Here is a 17015-nt window from a genome sequence, read left to right on the forward strand (position 1 = left end):
CAAAGGTTAGTTCTATGAACTAACCTTTGCTATTTCTCTATTTATTTTTTTAGAGAAGCTTCGTATTCTTTATACTCTTTATCTGTAGCTGGCACTTTAATTTCACCGGCTGTAATTTTCTTTTCAAGCTCTTCTACTTTTGTTAAAATTTCAGGGTTAACTTTTTTCACGTTATCAGTTGTTTTTGAAATACCAATACCGTCATCTTTTAAGCCAAACTCTTCAATTTTCCCACCTTTTAAATTCCCATCTTTTGCTTCTTTAGCTACTTTTTCTACTGCTACATCAACACGTTTAATCATTGAAGTTAATGTTACATTTTCAGGCATACCTTCTTGATGTTGGTCACGGTCAACACCGATTACCCAAACATTTTCACCTTTTTTCTTACGGTTTTTCGCTTCTGTGAACACACCGTTACCTGTACCACCAGCAGCATGATAAATTACGTCTACGCCTTGACCATACATTGCTGAAGCAAGAACTGTACCTTTTTCAGGCTTATCGAATGCTTCTGCATATTCAGATACGATTTCAATGTTTGGATTTACTGCCTTTGCACCAGCTTTAAATCCATTTTCAAATTTACTAATTAAATCACTTTTCATTCCACCAACAAATCCTACTTTATTTGATTTTGTTGACATAGCTGCTACCGCACCTACAAGGAATGATCCTTCATGATCTTTAAACGTAATGCTCGTTACGTTCGGTGCATCTACAACAGTATCTACGATTGCAAATTGTTGTTTTGACGATTCTTTTGCTACTTCTTTAATTGCACCCTCTAATTTATAACCAATTCCGAATGTTAAATCATATTTATCTTTCGAGAATTTTTTTAAATTTGGAATATAATCAGCTTCTTTTTCAGACTGAAGGTAACGATAATTTGTCTTTTCTTTTAAACCATTATCTTTACCAAACTTTTGTAACCCTTCCCAAGAAGATTGGTTAAATGACTTATCATCAACGCCCCCAACATCCGTTACGAGACCAACCTTGAAGTCTTTATTGTCTTTCGTGTCTTTCTTGTCACTGCTCGCCTTATCCGAGTTACCACATGCACCTAAAACTGTACTTGCTGCTAATGTTAATGATAATAAAAGGCCTGCTTTTTTCTTCATACTAGAAACCCCTCCAAAAATGATATATATTTATTCTTACGCTGCTGTTCCTTACTTCTTGCTGTCACCTCCCTAAAAAGGAATTTACCTACATACGCTTTCTTAATACGTGGAAGCTAAATTTATCAGCTCTAAAGTAATTGATAGAATATAAGATTGGCTCATCATTTTGATCATAGTGCATTTGTTTTAATACAAGCAGTGCTGTTTCAGGCTCACATTCTAAAATCGGTGAAATTTTAGGGTGATAGCCAATTGGCTCAATGTGAGCAACCGCATATGTTATGCGCTTATGTGTGTTATTATGTATCACCGTTAATAATGATTCCTCATTGTAACCCGATAAATCTGGCAATATTTCTTTTGCAAGTTTATCGATACAATACACAACAGGTTCCCCATCTGCTGTACGCACGCGTTCAATCATCACTGCATTAAAACCATCTTCACTATTAAACTTCTCTTTTTCCTCTTCTGTTAAAGTTGTAGTAGATGATGATAAAAAGATTGTTCCTGGTGTTTTCCCCACACTAGAAATCATATCTGTAATACTAGAAAGTTGTTCTATTCCAGAAGAAAATAATGGCTTTGCATTTACAAATGTCCCTACACCATGTCTACGAATGACAACATTTTCTTCTTCTAAAATACGCAACGCTTCCCTTAAAGTCGCTCTACTTACGCCAAGTTCTTTCGCTAAATCAAACTCTGATGGTAACTTTTGTCGTTCTTTATACGCCCCATCTTTAATTTTTTCTTTGATGTGATCAATCACCCGTAGATATAGGTGACGACTATCGGATTTTACTGACATAAGACTCCCCCGCATTTCAATTATTCGACCTCTGATGTAAGACTTCTTTTCTCTTTTTTCAACTTACAACATAGTACAAATGACTATCCACCAAAATAAGTATAATTGTCGAATAAATAATAATAATTTTTTTAAATAAAATTTTCACTCTTTATTGCATAAAAAAAACTTTGCACCATAAACATTCCTCATTTCGAGAAAAAGTTCGGCACAAAGATCCTTTACATCCTTTGTTACACACTTTTCCCCTCATAGTCTAGCAATTCATGGTTGCCAGGTAGAAACTTATGGACCTTATCTCCAAGATTATATGAGGCAGTGATTCTTTTCGAAGTAATCTTACCACTTGCTCTCATACGTGTCAACAAAATCTAACATTTTTCTGCATTAAATATCGAACATTTACATAAAACATACTCAAAGTATTCGTATTCTAAAGAGCGACCCTAAATGTAAGCCCTTTCTTTATTACTGAGTATAGTATATAACAAAAACACTATATAAAAAAGCCTAATTGTAAAAACAATTAGGCTTTTTTTAAGAACTTTTTTCTTGTACATCATTAATGAGCACTTCTCTCGGTTTACTACCTTCATACGGACCTACTACACCATTCATTTCCATTGCATCAATTAGGCGAGCAGCTCGCGTATAACCTACTCTAAACCTACGTTGTAACATAGAAACAGATGCTGTTTGCATTTCCACTACAAGTTGAACCGCTTCATCATATAATTCATCTTCTACTTCCTGCTTCGTATCAGGAACATCTTGCGGAATCATATCTTCTTGATATTGTGCTTTTTGCTGTCCAATAACATATTCTACAACTCTCTCAACTTCATCATCTGATAAAAATGCGCCTTGTACACGTACAGGTTTCGATGCACCAATTGGTATAAACAGCATGTCTCCACGACCTAGTAGCTTCTCTGCACCACCACCGTCAAGAATTGTACGAGAATCTGTTTGAGAAGATACAGCGAATGCAATACGTGATGGAATATTTGCTTTAATAACACCCGTAATAACGTCAACTGACGGACGTTGCGTTGCAATAATTAAATGAATACCAGCAGCACGAGCCATTTGCGCTAGACGCATAATCGCATCCTCTACATCAGACGAAGCAACCATCATTAAATCTGCTAACTCGTCCACAATTACTACAATATAAGGTAATTCGGGTTGTTTCGCTTCTGATTGACTATTATGCTCTTTTATATAATCGTTGTATCCTTCAATGTTACGTGTACCACTATGAGCAAACAATTCATAACGACGTTCCATTTCACTCACAACTTTTTTCAATGCTTGCGATGCTTTTTTCGGATCAGTTACAACTGGCGTTAACAAATGAGGCACACCGTTATATACATTTAACTCTACCATTTTCGGGTCAATCATCATTAATTTTACTTCATGTGGTTTTGCACGCATTAAAATACTAACAATAATACCGTTAATACATACACTTTTCCCGCTACCTGTCGCACCAGCTACGAGTAAATGGGGCATTTTATTTAGACGGGCTAATACAGCTTCACCTGTAATATCTCGGCCAAGACCAATTAACAACTTCTCTTCCGGATGGTTATTAGCCTTAGAATCAAGAACTTCCCTCAGTGTTACCATCGAAACTTCTGAGTTCGGAACTTCGATCCCTACAGCTGATTTCCCGGGAATTGGCGCTTCAATACGAATGTCCTTTGCAGCTAAAGCAAGGGCTAAATCATCACTTAAACTGACAATTTTGCTTACCTTTACCCCCATATCAGGATACACTTCATATTTTGTAACTGCAGGACCTCTATGTACTTTTGTTACTTTCGCTTTCACTCCGAAACTTTGGAATGTACGTTCTAATTTACGAGCATTCTCATAAATTTCCGCATTTTCATTTGTAACTTGCTTATTCTTTGGAAATTTTAATATATCAAGTGAAGGAAGCTTGTAATCTTTATTTTCTACATTTGAAAATTGCATAGGAGGTGCTTGCGCTTCACTCTCTAACGATTCAACAATTTTTTCTCCACGCTTTTTCTTTGGTTCTTCAATTGGCGGAGTCTCTTCAATAAACGGTGAAGTGATCAAATCTTCTTCCTCTACTTCGATTCGTTTATCCTCTTCTTCATTTACAGGATAATTCTCAGTGAAATTCGAAATAATCGGAGGATCAATTGAGATTTCTTCCATCGGTTCAATAATTTCTTCTTGTTCTGCAGCACGTTTGCTTCTTGTGCTTCTTGTTGTTTTTTTCTTTTCTGTTTGTTCAGCCGTTCTTTTAGCTCTCCAATCTTTATAATCCCCTTGCATCACTTGAAACTGACTTCTAAGAATTCTACCAACTGGAGCTAACACTTCTCCAATATGCTTATTTGTTATACAAAGTATACCGAGAATAACTAGAATAATACCAATGATATAAGCTCCTACTTCGTCAAATAAGAAGTAACATGTTGCGAACATAAGCGCACCAAACATACCACCACCTAAATGAACGCTATCTGGCCCCTTTTTCATTTCAAGAAAGAAGTTATCTTTCGTACTCACAATAACAGAAGTATTTTGCACTGCTCCATCTTTTGTAAGAAGGTTAAATAATGTAATATGACTAAACATTAATATCGCCAATACAATTAAATAAAATCCAATTAATCGTTTATTTAAAAGGTTCGGCCATCCGCGTTTTATAACAAAGGAAACCGATAAAGCTATTACACCTAACACACCAATTATGTACCACTCACCAAAGAAGAAGCGAAAAAATAACACAAACGATTTTCCTACAACGCCTAGCTGTAAAATCGTAATGATTGAAAGTGCAAAAAGAGTTAAACCGACGATTTCATAATACAAAGTTGGCTTTATCGTACGTCTTGCCTTTGCCTTCGTCCCTCTTTGCTTTTGTTTTGCCATTTCTTCACCTCGTGTTCTACATATAAGTAAAGCTCCCCTCAAAATGCTCTATTTATATGTCTGTTTTCTCTATTTTTCAGGTCTTTATATCTTCTATTTTTACACTTCTTGTAAAATGCTAAATAAACAGAAGAAAGCAGCCTACTCATGGCTGCTCAACCGTCTTGTTTTTTATATTATACCATAGCTTCTAAACAAAATCCTTCTTTTTGCTAAAAGGTTATTTTCTGACCGGGCTCAAACTCTAAATAGTGAAGTGGGTCCGTACTTAGCACACGTACAATAGAATAACATCCATGTTCCTCTTCAGAAACCATTAATTCCACACCATTTATATTTACAACTTTTTGACTTTCACATTGTGAATAATCGGCCGGATACACAAGTTGCTCTGGCATAATTGTATATAAAATCATTGTAGCATTGTCCCTTCTGTACTATCTTCCGCGCGAACATCTATTAATTCGTTTAATTTTCGAATCGCATTTCCAATACCGCCAACATCATCTATAAGACCGTACTTTACTGCATCCCCACCAATTACATTCGTCCCAATATCTCGCGTTAAATTCCCTTTCGCAAACATAAGCTCTTTAAAACGATCTTCTGTTACTTTTGAGTGCTTCGTCACAAAACGAATGACTCTTTCTTGCATCTTATCCAAATACTCAAATGTTTGTGGCACACCTATGACAAGACCTGTTAAACGAATTGGATGAATTGTCATCGTCGCAGTTTCCGCAATAAACGAATAGTCAGTAGAAACAGCAATCGGTACACCGATGGAATGCCCCCCACCTAAAACTAGAGATACTGTTGGTTTTGAAAGTGAAGCTACCATTTCAGAAATTGCTAGCCCAGCTTCAACGTCACCTCCAACCGTATTTAATATTAAAAGCAAACCTTCAATTTTCGGATTTTGTTCAATCGCAACAATTTGCGGAATGATATGCTCGTATTTTGTTGTTTTATTTTGCGGTGGTAATTGAACATGACCTTCCACTTGTCCGATAATCGTTAAACAATGAATACGTGATTCATTCATCTGTGGTACATTTGTCTGTCCAAGCTGTTGAATTTTTTCGACTATTGAAGCCTCTTTTCCAGCTTCTTTTGGCTCAGCTTCTTTTTCTTCATTTGTATATCGATCACGTTCTGTCATTTCGCATCCCCTTTCACTCGTATATAACTATTATTTCTTAAGTTATAAATTTCATTCGATAGGGTTAAAAAGAAAAAAAATCACCCATAAGGGTGATCTTTTTTATACTTCCATAATAATCGGTAAAATCATAGGTTTTCTCTTTGTCTCTTCGTACAAGAACTGTCCTAATAATTCACGAATATTTTGTTTTAACATTGACCATTCAATTGAATATTCTTTAATTGACTGCTCAACAATCATACGTACAATCTCTGTAGAACGTTCAATTAACGCTTCTGATTCACGAACATATACGAAACCACGTGAAATGATTTCTGGACCAGAGATAATTTTCTTTTCATCTTTACCAAGCGTTACAACAACTACTAGTATTCCATCTTGAGATAACATCTTTCTATCTCGAAGAACGATATTACCAACGTCACCTACACCTAATCCATCAATTAAAACATTACCAGCTTGTACTTTACCGACTAAGTTCGCTTCATCGTCACCAAAAGCAATTACATCGCCTTTTTCTACGATAAAGATATTTTCTCTTGTAATACCTACATCTTCAGCTAAATATGCATGTGCTTTTTGCATACGGAACTCACCATGTACGGGTACAAAGTACTTTGGTTTCATTAAATTTAACATTAATTTTAATTCTTCTTGGCTACCGTGACCTGAAACGTGAACTTTTCTTTCGCCGTAATAAACAACTTCAGCTCCAGCTCTAAATAACAAATCAATAATTTTTGATACAGATATTTCATTACCCGGAATTGGCGAAGCAGCAATGATAACAGTATCACCTTTACGAATTGAAATTTGTTTATGTGCTTGTTTTGCCATTCTTGATAGAGCAGCCATCGGTTCACCTTGACTACCTGTCGTTAAAATAGCTACCTTTTTCTCTGGAAAGTTGTCTACTTCTTGTAATGAAATAACCATACCTTCTGGAACATCTAAATAACCAAGACGTCTTGCAATGTCTACTACTTTCACCATACTACGTCCTACTACCGCTACTTTTCGCCCTGTTTCAGCAGCTGCATCAAATACTTGTTGAATACGATGTACATTCGATGCAAATGAAGCAACGATAATACGACCTTCTGCGCCGTAGAACACTTTAGAGATTTCTACACCAACTTCTTTTTCTGAACCTGTATAACCTGGGCGCTCTGCGTTTGTACTATCAGATAATAAGCAAAGTACGCCTTCATTTCCGATTTGCGCCATTTTCCCAAGGTCTGCTCCACTATTTCCAATTGGAGTTTGATCGAATTTAAAGTCTCCCGTATATACGACTGCACCTTTTGATGTATGGAAACAAACGCCAACAGAATCCGGAATACTATGTGTCGTTCCGAAGAATGACACCGTTGTAGTGTTAAATTCTACTGTTGAATTTGAATCGATTGTTTTTAGGTCTACACGGCCTAACATGCCCGCTTCACCAAGTTTTTCTTGTATAAGTCCTACTGTTAATTTCGTTGCATAGACTGGAATAGATAATTTACGAAGTACATACACAATTCCACCAATATGATCTTCATGACCGTGAGTAATAAATAAACCTTTTACTCGCTCTTGATTTTCCACTAAATATGTAATATCAGGAATAACGATATCAATTCCAAACATTTCATCTCCCGGGAACATTAACCCTGCATCTACGATAAAGATTTCAGAATCAATTTCAACACAGTACATGTTTTTCCCGATTTCACCTACTCCACCAAGAGCAAATACTTTAACAGACTCATTCTCTTTTCTCTTCATGTTGTTGCCTGGTTTAAAAATCTTGCAAACACTGATTTCACTAAAATTGCAGAGACACCAGGGGAAACTCTACAACCACCATATTTTCACCGTCCAAGACGAATGTCCTTACCGTTATGCGATATCATGTCCTTGTTTATTTTTTAAACCAGGTTTCACCTCTCTTTCATTATATAAATCAAATATCTTATTCGATATGATATGAAAATTTAATTAAATTATAATTTTTCCCAATTTTGCTAAGCATACCCGTACTAAGCTACTTAGCCATATTATACCTGATACAAGAAATAGAACACAAGTTAAATCGTGCGAAAGAAAGAGTAAAAGAACGGAATGACAACAAAAGTATCGAACGTATTTCCTTTATATTTACTTCGATTTTATACTCCATATTATTTTGAAGAACTAGCCATACATACGCTAAATTCATTTCATAATAGGGAGTTTCAAGATTTATTTTTCTAGAATCCAACAAAAACACTCACAAAATGGAGTTTTTTTATGAATTACGTCACATTTGAGGGGATTTCTCTAAAAACAGACACCGTAGTTTATTGCGTTTATTCCATAATATCTATCATTTTTTGACTCGGTTAAAGGGGTACGATTATTTTCTTATACACATAATGAAGAAGCGATTAATGTTCTTATAAAAACACATATAGGTGAGAAAAAGAGGAAAAGATTTGCATATAATAAAAAATGACCTAGTTCTACACTAGGTCATTTTTTATTAACGAGGGATAGATTGCATTACAGATTGTAACGTTACTCTTTCTTCTTCTTTTAATGGAAGAAGTGGTAAACGTACAGAGCCCACATCTAATCCAACCATTTGTAACGCTGTTTTTACTGGAGTTGGACTTGGCGCCATAAATAATGAATCAGTTACTCTTACAAGTAATTGATGTAATTTTTGTGCCTTCTTAAATTCTCCTGCTTGAAATGCTGTAATCATTTCTTGCATTTCGTTTCCGATAACATGAGATGCTACCGAAACGATACCTTTCGCTCCAACTGCCATAGCTGGTAACGTTAAACCGTCATCACCGCTGTATACCGCAAAGTCGTCCGCTGTTTTTTCAATGATTTCTGTCATTGTTAACACATCGCCGCCGGCATCTTTAATAGCAACAATGTTTTCTATTTCTGATAAACGAACAACTGTATCAACGGAGATTTGTACAATAGATCGTCCTGGAACGTTATATAGCATAACCGGAAGCGGCGTACTTTCAGCAATTGCTTTAAAATGCTGATACATTCCTTCTTGACTCGGTTTGTTATAATACGGTGCTACTAGCATTACTGCATCCACACCAACTTCTGTTGCCTTTTTAGTTAAGTCAATAGAAGCATGCGTATTATTGCTACCTGTTCCAGCGATTACGGGCACTCTTTTATCGACAACAGATACGACATGGCGATATAACGCTACTTTCTCTTCTGAAGTTAATGTAGGAGATTCTCCTGTCGTTCCTCCTACCACGATTGCTGTTGTACCGTTATCAATTAAATAATTTACCAATTTCGTTGTCTTTGCAAAATCGATATTCCCGTTTATATCAAACGGTGTTACCATCGCGGTTGCAATTGTCCCAAAATCTATCATGGTCTCACTCCTTATTGTTCCAGTTGCTTTTCTTTTGAAAGCTCAAACGCACTATGTAATGCATTTACAGCCTCCACTAAATCAGTTTCTTTTACAAGAACCCAAATTGTTGTATGACTATCTGCCGATTGCAGGATTTGAATACCTTTTTCCGCTAAAGCTGTAACGATTTTTGCAGTAACCCCTGGGATGCCTGCCATTCCAGCTCCAACGATAGATACTTTCGCACAATGTTCTGTCACAATTGGCTCATATCCAAGGTTTTGTAATAATTTAACTGCATGACTTGATACATTATCACTCACCGTATATGCTACGCCAGTAGGTGAAATATTAATTAAATCAACACTTATTCCTTCGTTCGCCATCTCTTTAAACACATGTTGTTGCAAATCATATGCCGTTTCTTTTGCAAGCACTTTAATTTGCGTTACGTTTGATACGTGAGCAATGCCCGTAACAGGACGTTCTTCTACATCACGCCCTCTTGTAGCACCGTCATATGCTGAAATAAGCGTGCCTTCACTATCAGAATACGTAGAACGTACACGAAGTGGCACTTTTGCATGCATCGCAATTTCAACTGCACGTGGATGAACGACTTTCGCACCTTGATAAGCCATGTTACAAATTTCGTTATACGTTACAGTTTGAAGATGACGTGCATCTTTTACAATACGAGGATCTGCAGTCATAACACCTTCTACATCAGTGAATATATCGATGTATTCAGCATGAAGTGCAACACCTAATGCTGAAGCTGAAGTATCACTACCTCCGCGTCCAAGTGTTGTCGTATCACCTTTTTTCGTTTGCCCTTGAAATCCTGTAACGACGATTACATCTACATTTTCTAACTCTTCATGTATACGATCGCAATTCATTTCAATAATCTTTGCATTCGTAAAGTCATCATTCGTTACAAAACCAGCTTGTGCACCATTTAATGCTGCTGCTTTTATACCGTTCTCATTCAACATATTAGAGAAAACAATTGCAGAGATTAACTCTCCGCATGATAATAATAAATCTTGCTCACGTTTAGAAATAGTAGATTCCTCTTGATTTACAAGACTTAATAACGTATCCGTTGCATATGGTTCACCTTTACGGCCCATAGCAGATACGACAGTAACTACTTTATAACCAGCAGCTAATGATTTTTTTATATGATGAAGCGCATGCTTACGTCCATTGTCATCACGTACTGATGTGCCACCAAATTTTTGAACAATTATTTTCATATTTTGCACCTTCTCTTAGCCGTTTACACTAATTGTAATTTTACTAAGCGCTCTGCAATTTGAACAGAATTCCATGCAGCGCCTTTTAATAAGTTATCAGATACGACCCAAAGATGGAATCCTTTATCGTTATTTAAATCTTTACGGATTCTTCCAACGAATACTTCGTTTTTACCTACTGCAGTAGCTGGCATTGGATATAACTGCTCTTCTGGATTATCTTGCAGAACAATACCTTCCGCATTTGCAAGTAAGCTCTTTAATTCTGCTACTGTTACGCCTTCTTTTTCTACTTCGATGTAAACAGACTCAGAGTGTCCTGATACAACTGGTAAACGTACACATGTTGCCGCTACTTCTAATTCAGGCATATGCATAATTTTTTTCGTTTCGTTAATCATTTTCATTTCTTCAAACGTAAATCCATTATCTTGGAATTTATCAATCTGTGGAATCGCATTAAAAGCAATTGGGAAATGCTTCTTATCACCTGATACAGGAAGAACATTTGCCTTAACTTCTTCGCCATTTAAGATTGCTTGTGATTGTTCATGCAGTTCTTCAATAGCTGCCGCACCAGCACCTGATACAGCTTGATATGTGGAAACGATTACTCGTTTTAAACCATATTGCTGACGAACTGGCTCAAGAGCTACTACCATTTGAATTGTAGAACAGTTTGGATTTGCAATAATACCATTATGTTCTTTTAAGTCGTTTTCATTTACTTCAGGTACAACAAGTGGCACGTTTTCTGCCATACGGAATGCACTTGTATTATCAACAACAATCGCACCGCGTTTTGCTGCTTCTGGCGCTAATTGTTTCGATACAGATCCACCAGCACTAAATAGTGCGATATCTACTCCTTCAAAGCTTTCAGGAGTTGCCTCTTGAACTGTAAATTCTTCGCCTTTAAATACAAGTTTCTTACCTGCAGATCGTTTAGATGAAAGTAACGTTAATTTCCCGATTGGAAATTCTCGTTTCTCTAAAGTATTTAACATTTGTTCACCAACTGCGCCGGTTGCTCCAACTACAGCGACATGAAAAGTTTTTTGCTTTTCCATCACTATGCCCCTTTCTAGATACCAATCCTTCTATAACTTAGAATCAGAAGGAGTATACAATACCCCTTCTGATCTTAATAACGTTAATTTTATCATATTCTACAGTAAGAATGATGGTTTCATCAAAAATTGTCCGTTTTTTTTCGTTTTTTAATTCATATATCTGAATTTTTCTACGACCACCGGTTGCAATTGCTTCCCTTGCAGCGCTTCTAACACTGTATCTTCCAGCAGCTCCATGCGAGCTACCATTGAGTTCGGTTTTTTCTCTGGTGCATCTTGGCCGAATGGGACGAAGTAGATGTTTTTTGTTGCCATTAGGCGCATGAGGTTGACGCCAACAGGGTGATGACAATATAAATATTTCTTTTTTCTTCTATTATATATCCATTTCGCAGACTGTAAATTTATTTTCATTTCCATACATGTCTATCATGCTCTTCATTAATACAATAACTCATCCAAAGGGATTGCAAATAGCTTGATGGACAAGTTTTTTGAATGTGGGTTTATGTGAGCTTAAGAAAGTATAAATTAGATTTTTTACAATAATTATGTAACTCAACCATTTATTCCTGTTATAATTATATTTTGATTTACATATATAAGGAGGTTTTTATTTGTTTACTGCATTAATGTTTTTGTTTTTATTAGCGTCAATACTATCGGTAATTGCACTAATTATAGGTCTAATCAAACCAGGAAAGGTCGTTCGTTTTGGCAACACAAAAACAAGAGGTCGAGTTATATTAATTTTCTTGCCGGTATTATTCATTTCGTTTATTTTAGCAAGTTTGTTTGCTAGCAAGTCGATAACTCCAGAAGAACGAGTTGCAATTGATAAAAAAAGAGCTGAAGAAAAAGTATTAAAAGAAAACCAAGAAAAAGAAAAAGTTGAAAAGGAAAAAGAGAAGAAAGCTAACGAGCAAGAGAAAAAAGCACAGGAAAAAGAAGAACAAGAAAAAGCTAAACAAGCTAAAGAAGAGAAAAAGGCAGCTGAAGAAAAACGCAAACAGGATGAAGCACACCAGAAAGCTGAAAAAGAAGCTAAAGAAAAAGCCGAAGCTGCAGAAAAAGAGAAACAACAAAAAGAAAAGAAAGAATCTATACCAGATAAAGACAAACAATTACCAGCGACACAATCAAATAAAATTTCTGTTAAAGCTGGTCTAGGTGATACAGAAGAAAACTTTGTAAAAGAATACGGTTCAAATAAAGGGTCCGCTTCAATCGCTAGATTTGCAAACGATTATATTTTAGCAATGTTTTTAGAAGGTAGAGCAAATAATATCACCCTTCAATTTTCCCAATCAGGAAAACAAAGCCATTCATTATCCGATGTCATGACAGAAGTGAAAAATATACTTCCAGTCGATGCTATAGAAAAAGAGCGTTATACAGATACTCAAGATCCAGAAAGAGAAATCATTACATTCACTAGTGAAATATTGAAAAATAGCGTTCCTGAAACAGCATTCTTAGGTGATGAGTCTGGGACATGTATGGCTATAATTCGAAAAGGATTAAATGAAGAATATATTTCTGCGGTTATCGCTTTAGGTAATAGTAATCCATAAAATGGAGACTATGCGTAAAGGTGTTGAATCGACATTATCAAAAGTAGACACCTTACATGAGTTGGCTTAAGTAATGAAGAGAGCCCTCACTAGAGAAACAAATAATATCACAAGGAGAATACACTAAAATGAAAGCAATGAAATTGGTATTTTTAGCACTCCCACTTATGTTATTAGGGGTAGGTTGTGGGATATCAAAAGACCATCCGAAAGAGTCAGCTTCACAAGAAACTGTATCGGAGACTTCTACGGAGTCATCAAGACATAAGACTTTAAATGATAAGTCCTTTACATATACGAATTCCTTATTTGACCTAGGTAATGAATTAAACGAAGCTACGAGTGCTGTATATGATGCAGTTGGTGATGATAATTACAAGATTGCACTTAACGATTTAAAGAAAGTAACTCTTAAATTCGAAGACTTAGAGCCTAGTGATGATTACAAAGATATTCATGAGAAAGTACTTCAATCAATGAAAACGAGAAGAGAAGGTATAGAGTTACTATTATCAAACATAGATGATAAAACAACCAGTGATTCCTTGAGAGGGTCATATCTTCTAGGGGAAGCAATTGATTCTTATATAGATGTAATAGGTGAAATAGCACATAAAAACAAAGGGTAAAACTTTATGAAAAAGTAACACGACAAGGAGTGTGCAAAGATGAAAGTAAAAAGACTTATAACATTAGCTTTACCTATCATTTTATTATCTGCTTGTACAACAGAAACATACGGACTTACTCAATCAGAGTTTAAACAGGTAGACAAAGAGTTTAAAGCAGATAAAATGATAGAAGATATGAAAAAAATGCATTATAGTGATGAAGAGATTGAAAAACAACTAAGAGGTGCATTAGCAACTATTACGGCTAAGCAAGAAGAAACGAAAAAGAAGTCTACACCGAAAAAGGACATACAATTAGACTCATACAGTAAAGAAACGAAAACAGATACAGACAAACAATCCTCTGATAAAGACGATACAGAAGGTTTTCCTACAGATAATATAGATAAGAAAGAAAAGAGTACAAATAAACTATCCGAAAAAGAATATGTCAATCGTGCATTTGAGTTACGTTTAGACTTACAACAAGAAATAGATAGTATAAAAGCAAAAGCTAAATCAATGATGGAAGATGGTGAATCAATTACAAAGCCTACAATAGATGCCATTACGGATACGAGACTTGTATTGGATGATTTAGAAAGCATGAATGCACCGAAAAAGTATGAAGAGCAGCAGGAGTACCTCATTAAAGAAGCTGTAACAAAGAGTAGAGAAGGATTAAATAGAGTAGAAGAAGATATTAGAAAGTTCGGCGACGGTAGAATTGGTACTGTAAGACTAAAAGAAGTACTAGAAAAAGGTATGAATGATGTAAACTACGGACCTCGTTTGTTGGAAACCTTATTCGAAGATTTTGAAGTAGATTATCCTGGGGCAAAACAGAAAGCAATGGATAAGAAACAGAAAGAAAAGAAAGACTCTGATGAAGGGACTGTTAATATCTCTGCAAACGGTAAAGAGTTAGTAGCTGATTGGGGTACATATCGAAATGGTGAATTTAATCTAGGTTTTGACTTAAAGAAAGATGGTTCTTTCCTCATGTATGAGAGTGAAAACAAGGAAGAGCGTAATCAAACTCATATGATAGGTGAATGGAAGTATGACGGGATTAAGAAAGAAATTACCTTCAAGTATAAGAAGTTTATAGAGCATGGCTCAGAGAAAGAAGGTATAGACTTACCACCATATGCGGAATTCAAGGTATTATCCTTTAACGGTGATACATTTGAAATGATGGAATTAGAAAGTGAAGTAGTAATGAAAGCAAGGAAACGCTAAAGAAGCAAGTAAGCTGTATAAAAACGTAAACAATAGAGTATAAAGGGAATCTACAAAATAGGAAGTAAAGGGGTAGGAGAAATGAAAAACAAGAAACTAATATGTTTAGCACTTCCAATCATGTTATCAGCGATAGGTTGTTCAAATAATGACATAGAAAAAGAAAAGAAAACTGATAACTTACAAGTAGCAGAGTCAGAAAAGAAAACTGAAACAAGATCTGATAAGGATGTTATAAAATCGTTAAATGAAGAAGTAGATAAACTACATAAAGAAAAGGACGAGTTAGAAAAGAAGATACAAGATGAAAAAGCTAGTAAAGAAAAAATAAGTAAAGAGAAAGACGAGTTAGAGAAGAAAATACAAGATGAAGAAGCTAGTAAAAAAGAAGTAAGCAAAGAGAAAGATGTAATTAAAAAGGAAGACAAGATAGAAGACAATACGAGATTCAGTACTATAAAAGAGTATCAAGAGACAGTGTATAAACTTGCTAATAAGTTTGAATCTGAATTACGCGCAACGAAACCAATAATTGAAAAAGATAAAACACTATTGACAAATAAAGACGAATTAAAAGCGCAGTATGATAAAGTACAAGTACAAGCTGACAAGATAAAATCTCTTCACCCACCTAAGGAGTACACAGATTTACAAATCGGACTGATAGATTCCTTAACAATATATCAAAAGGCAGTAGCCGGCATGTTTTCAGGCTTAGACGAAAGGGATAAAGAAAAGGTTAAAGGGTATGAACAATCTGTAATGGATGGTTTGGCATACTTTGAAGATTCACTAAACGCAATAAAAGAAATAAAGGAATAAGATATGTCCTTTAATTTAAGGGGAGCATCTTCATGAAAGTTGTACGCTCTATATTTAAAGGCTTTCGTTTAATAGGTTTAATTGTAAAGCCAGTACTTAAAGCATTATCTAAAAGTAAATTTTAAATCTCATAAAAATTAAGATCCCCTTCTGCATATGAGTGCATCAGGGGATCTTTTTCAAATTATTCTATTCGTTCTACAGACAGTACTCATAGATAAATAAGAAACGGTGTATATTTACCCTAACATTTATAAAGATGAAAATCAATATATAATTATCTACATATAGAACCAGATAATAATTTTGTTCATAAAACTATTCTTTTCTATGAAATATTTAGTCTATGCATAGACTTCACTTGCCGTTACATAGTATCCCTTTGCTATTGTGTAATTTATATGTGGCCTCATTATTAATATGCAACATTGCATATTAATACAATATATATAAATGTTGTAATTTACATTTAACCCCTGTAAAATTTAGGGTGTAAAAACCATTATAGGAGATGTGATTATGAAGAAAATTTTAACTTCACTTATGCTAATTGGATTAGTAGTATTTGGCTTTATTTTACCAAGCAATAATGCAAGTGCAGCTGAAAACACGCCACTTGTCGACAAAGTGCAAATTACTAACATCGGAAACAATGAGTATATCGACTATGGGCAAGGTAAAAAGTATCGAGTTTATGCATATAAAAACACAACATTCAAAGGATATGCATATGACGCAAATGGACAAGCAGTACCTGCTGGTACAACTTTTTACATTTACTTCGATGGCGCACTAAATTTTGCTAAAAAAGATATTTTATGTACTGTAGGAGCAAATGGCGCATTTGAAGGTTCAGTGGAAATGCCTAGTGGTAAGGGGAATTATTCTTTCTGGGCTTCAAGATCAACACACTACTACGATATTGTGACTCTTGGTTATTACAATGGTCCTAACAAAACTAATCCGATTTCAAAAGCAAATGAAAAAACAGTTTATCATTACGCTCAGGGAGTATATCATCCATAAAAAAGAGCCAGCC

General features: G+C 35.3%; 14 protein-coding genes, 1 pseudogene and 1 riboswitch. Of the genes and pseudogenes, 5 read left to right on the forward strand and 10 right to left on the reverse strand.

Annotated elements, in window-relative coordinates; genetic code table 11:
• Positions 1-41: 41 nt before the first annotated feature.
• The 10 genes and pseudogenes from MKY21_RS18990 to spoVFB form a co-directional block, all read right to left on the reverse strand.
• Positions 42-1127, reverse strand: a complete 1086-nt coding sequence (locus MKY21_RS18990; RefSeq protein WP_000725771.1) for a BMP family lipoprotein — start codon at positions 1125-1127, stop codon at positions 42-44.
• Between the two features lie 88 nt (positions 1128-1215).
• Positions 1216-1941 (reverse strand): GntR family transcriptional regulator, encoded by a 726-nt coding sequence (locus tag MKY21_RS18995; RefSeq protein WP_000114182.1) that lies wholly within the window; start codon positions 1939-1941, stop codon positions 1216-1218.
• A 232-nt stretch (positions 1942-2173) separates the two neighbouring features.
• Positions 2174-2275, reverse strand: a riboswitch (purine riboswitch).
• Between the two features lie 203 nt (positions 2276-2478).
• Positions 2479-4860 (reverse strand): DNA translocase FtsK, encoded by a 2382-nt coding sequence (locus tag MKY21_RS19000; protein WP_001118776.1) that lies wholly within the window; start codon positions 4858-4860, stop codon positions 2479-2481.
• Between the two features lie 212 nt (positions 4861-5072).
• Positions 5073-5276: a YlzJ-like family protein gene (locus MKY21_RS19005; RefSeq protein WP_000605020.1), complete on the reverse strand. Its 204-nt coding sequence runs from the start codon at positions 5274-5276 to the stop codon at positions 5073-5075.
• Positions 5273-6022, reverse strand: coding sequence for a translocation-enhancing protein TepA (gene tepA, locus MKY21_RS19010; protein ID WP_000139806.1), 750 nt, complete (start codon positions 6020-6022; stop codon positions 5273-5275). Before tepA ends, MKY21_RS19005 begins: the two co-directional genes overlap by 4 nt.
• A 102-nt stretch (positions 6023-6124) precedes the next feature.
• Entirely contained in the window at positions 6125-7795 is a 1671-nt protein-coding gene (locus MKY21_RS19015; protein WP_000823096.1) for a ribonuclease J, read from the reverse strand.
• Positions 7796-8531: 736 nt separating this feature from the next.
• Entirely contained in the window at positions 8532-9410 is an 879-nt protein-coding gene (dapA, locus tag MKY21_RS19020; RefSeq protein ID WP_341077167.1) for a 4-hydroxy-tetrahydrodipicolinate synthase, read from the reverse strand.
• An 11-nt stretch (positions 9411-9421) separates the two neighbouring features.
• Entirely contained in the window at positions 9422-10654 is a 1233-nt protein-coding gene (gene dapG, locus MKY21_RS19025) for an aspartate kinase (protein ID WP_086392606.1), read from the reverse strand.
• Positions 10655-10677: 23 nt separating this feature from the next.
• The gene (gene asd, locus MKY21_RS19030) at positions 10678-11724 is read right to left on the reverse strand and encodes an aspartate-semialdehyde dehydrogenase (RefSeq protein ID WP_086392605.1); all 1047 of its coding nucleotides are present in this window, start codon (positions 11722-11724) and stop codon (positions 10678-10680) included.
• 150 nt (positions 11725-11874) lie between these two features.
• Positions 11875-12063: pseudogene (spoVFB, locus tag MKY21_RS19035) on the reverse strand (dipicolinate synthase subunit B); the annotation flags it as partial.
• Positions 12064-12344: 281 nt separating this feature from the next.
• Here spoVFB and MKY21_RS19040 point away from each other — a divergent pair.
• The 5 genes from MKY21_RS19040 to MKY21_RS19060 all read left to right on the forward strand — a co-directional run bounded on the left by MKY21_RS19040 (position 12345) and on the right by MKY21_RS19060 (position 17002).
• Complete coding sequence (locus tag MKY21_RS19040) at positions 12345-13301, forward strand: hypothetical protein (RefSeq protein ID WP_241675127.1); 957 nt, start codon at positions 12345-12347, stop codon at positions 13299-13301.
• A 128-nt stretch (positions 13302-13429) separates the two neighbouring features.
• Positions 13430-13930 carry a DUF6376 family protein gene (locus MKY21_RS19045; RefSeq protein WP_086392603.1) on the forward strand — a complete coding sequence of 167 codons (501 nt, stop codon included), beginning with the start codon at positions 13430-13432 and terminating at the stop codon, positions 13928-13930.
• A 39-nt stretch (positions 13931-13969) separates the two neighbouring features.
• Positions 13970-15154: a DUF3994 domain-containing protein gene (locus MKY21_RS19050; protein ID WP_086392602.1), complete on the forward strand. Its 1185-nt coding sequence runs from the start codon at positions 13970-13972 to the stop codon at positions 15152-15154.
• A gap of 81 nt (positions 15155-15235) precedes the next feature.
• Entirely contained in the window at positions 15236-15976 is a 741-nt protein-coding gene (locus tag MKY21_RS19055) for a DUF7018 domain-containing (lipo)protein (protein WP_137074088.1), read from the forward strand.
• A 519-nt stretch (positions 15977-16495) separates the two neighbouring features.
• Positions 16496-17002 (forward strand): hypothetical protein, encoded by a 507-nt coding sequence (locus tag MKY21_RS19060; RefSeq protein ID WP_016118526.1) that lies wholly within the window; start codon positions 16496-16498, stop codon positions 17000-17002.
• Positions 17003-17015 lie beyond the last annotated feature (13 nt).

It is taken from the genome of Bacillus sp. FSL R9-9497 (genome assembly GCF_038005805.1).
GTDB classification, from domain to species: Bacteria; Bacillota; Bacilli; order Bacillales; family Bacillaceae_G; genus Bacillus_A; species Bacillus_A cereus.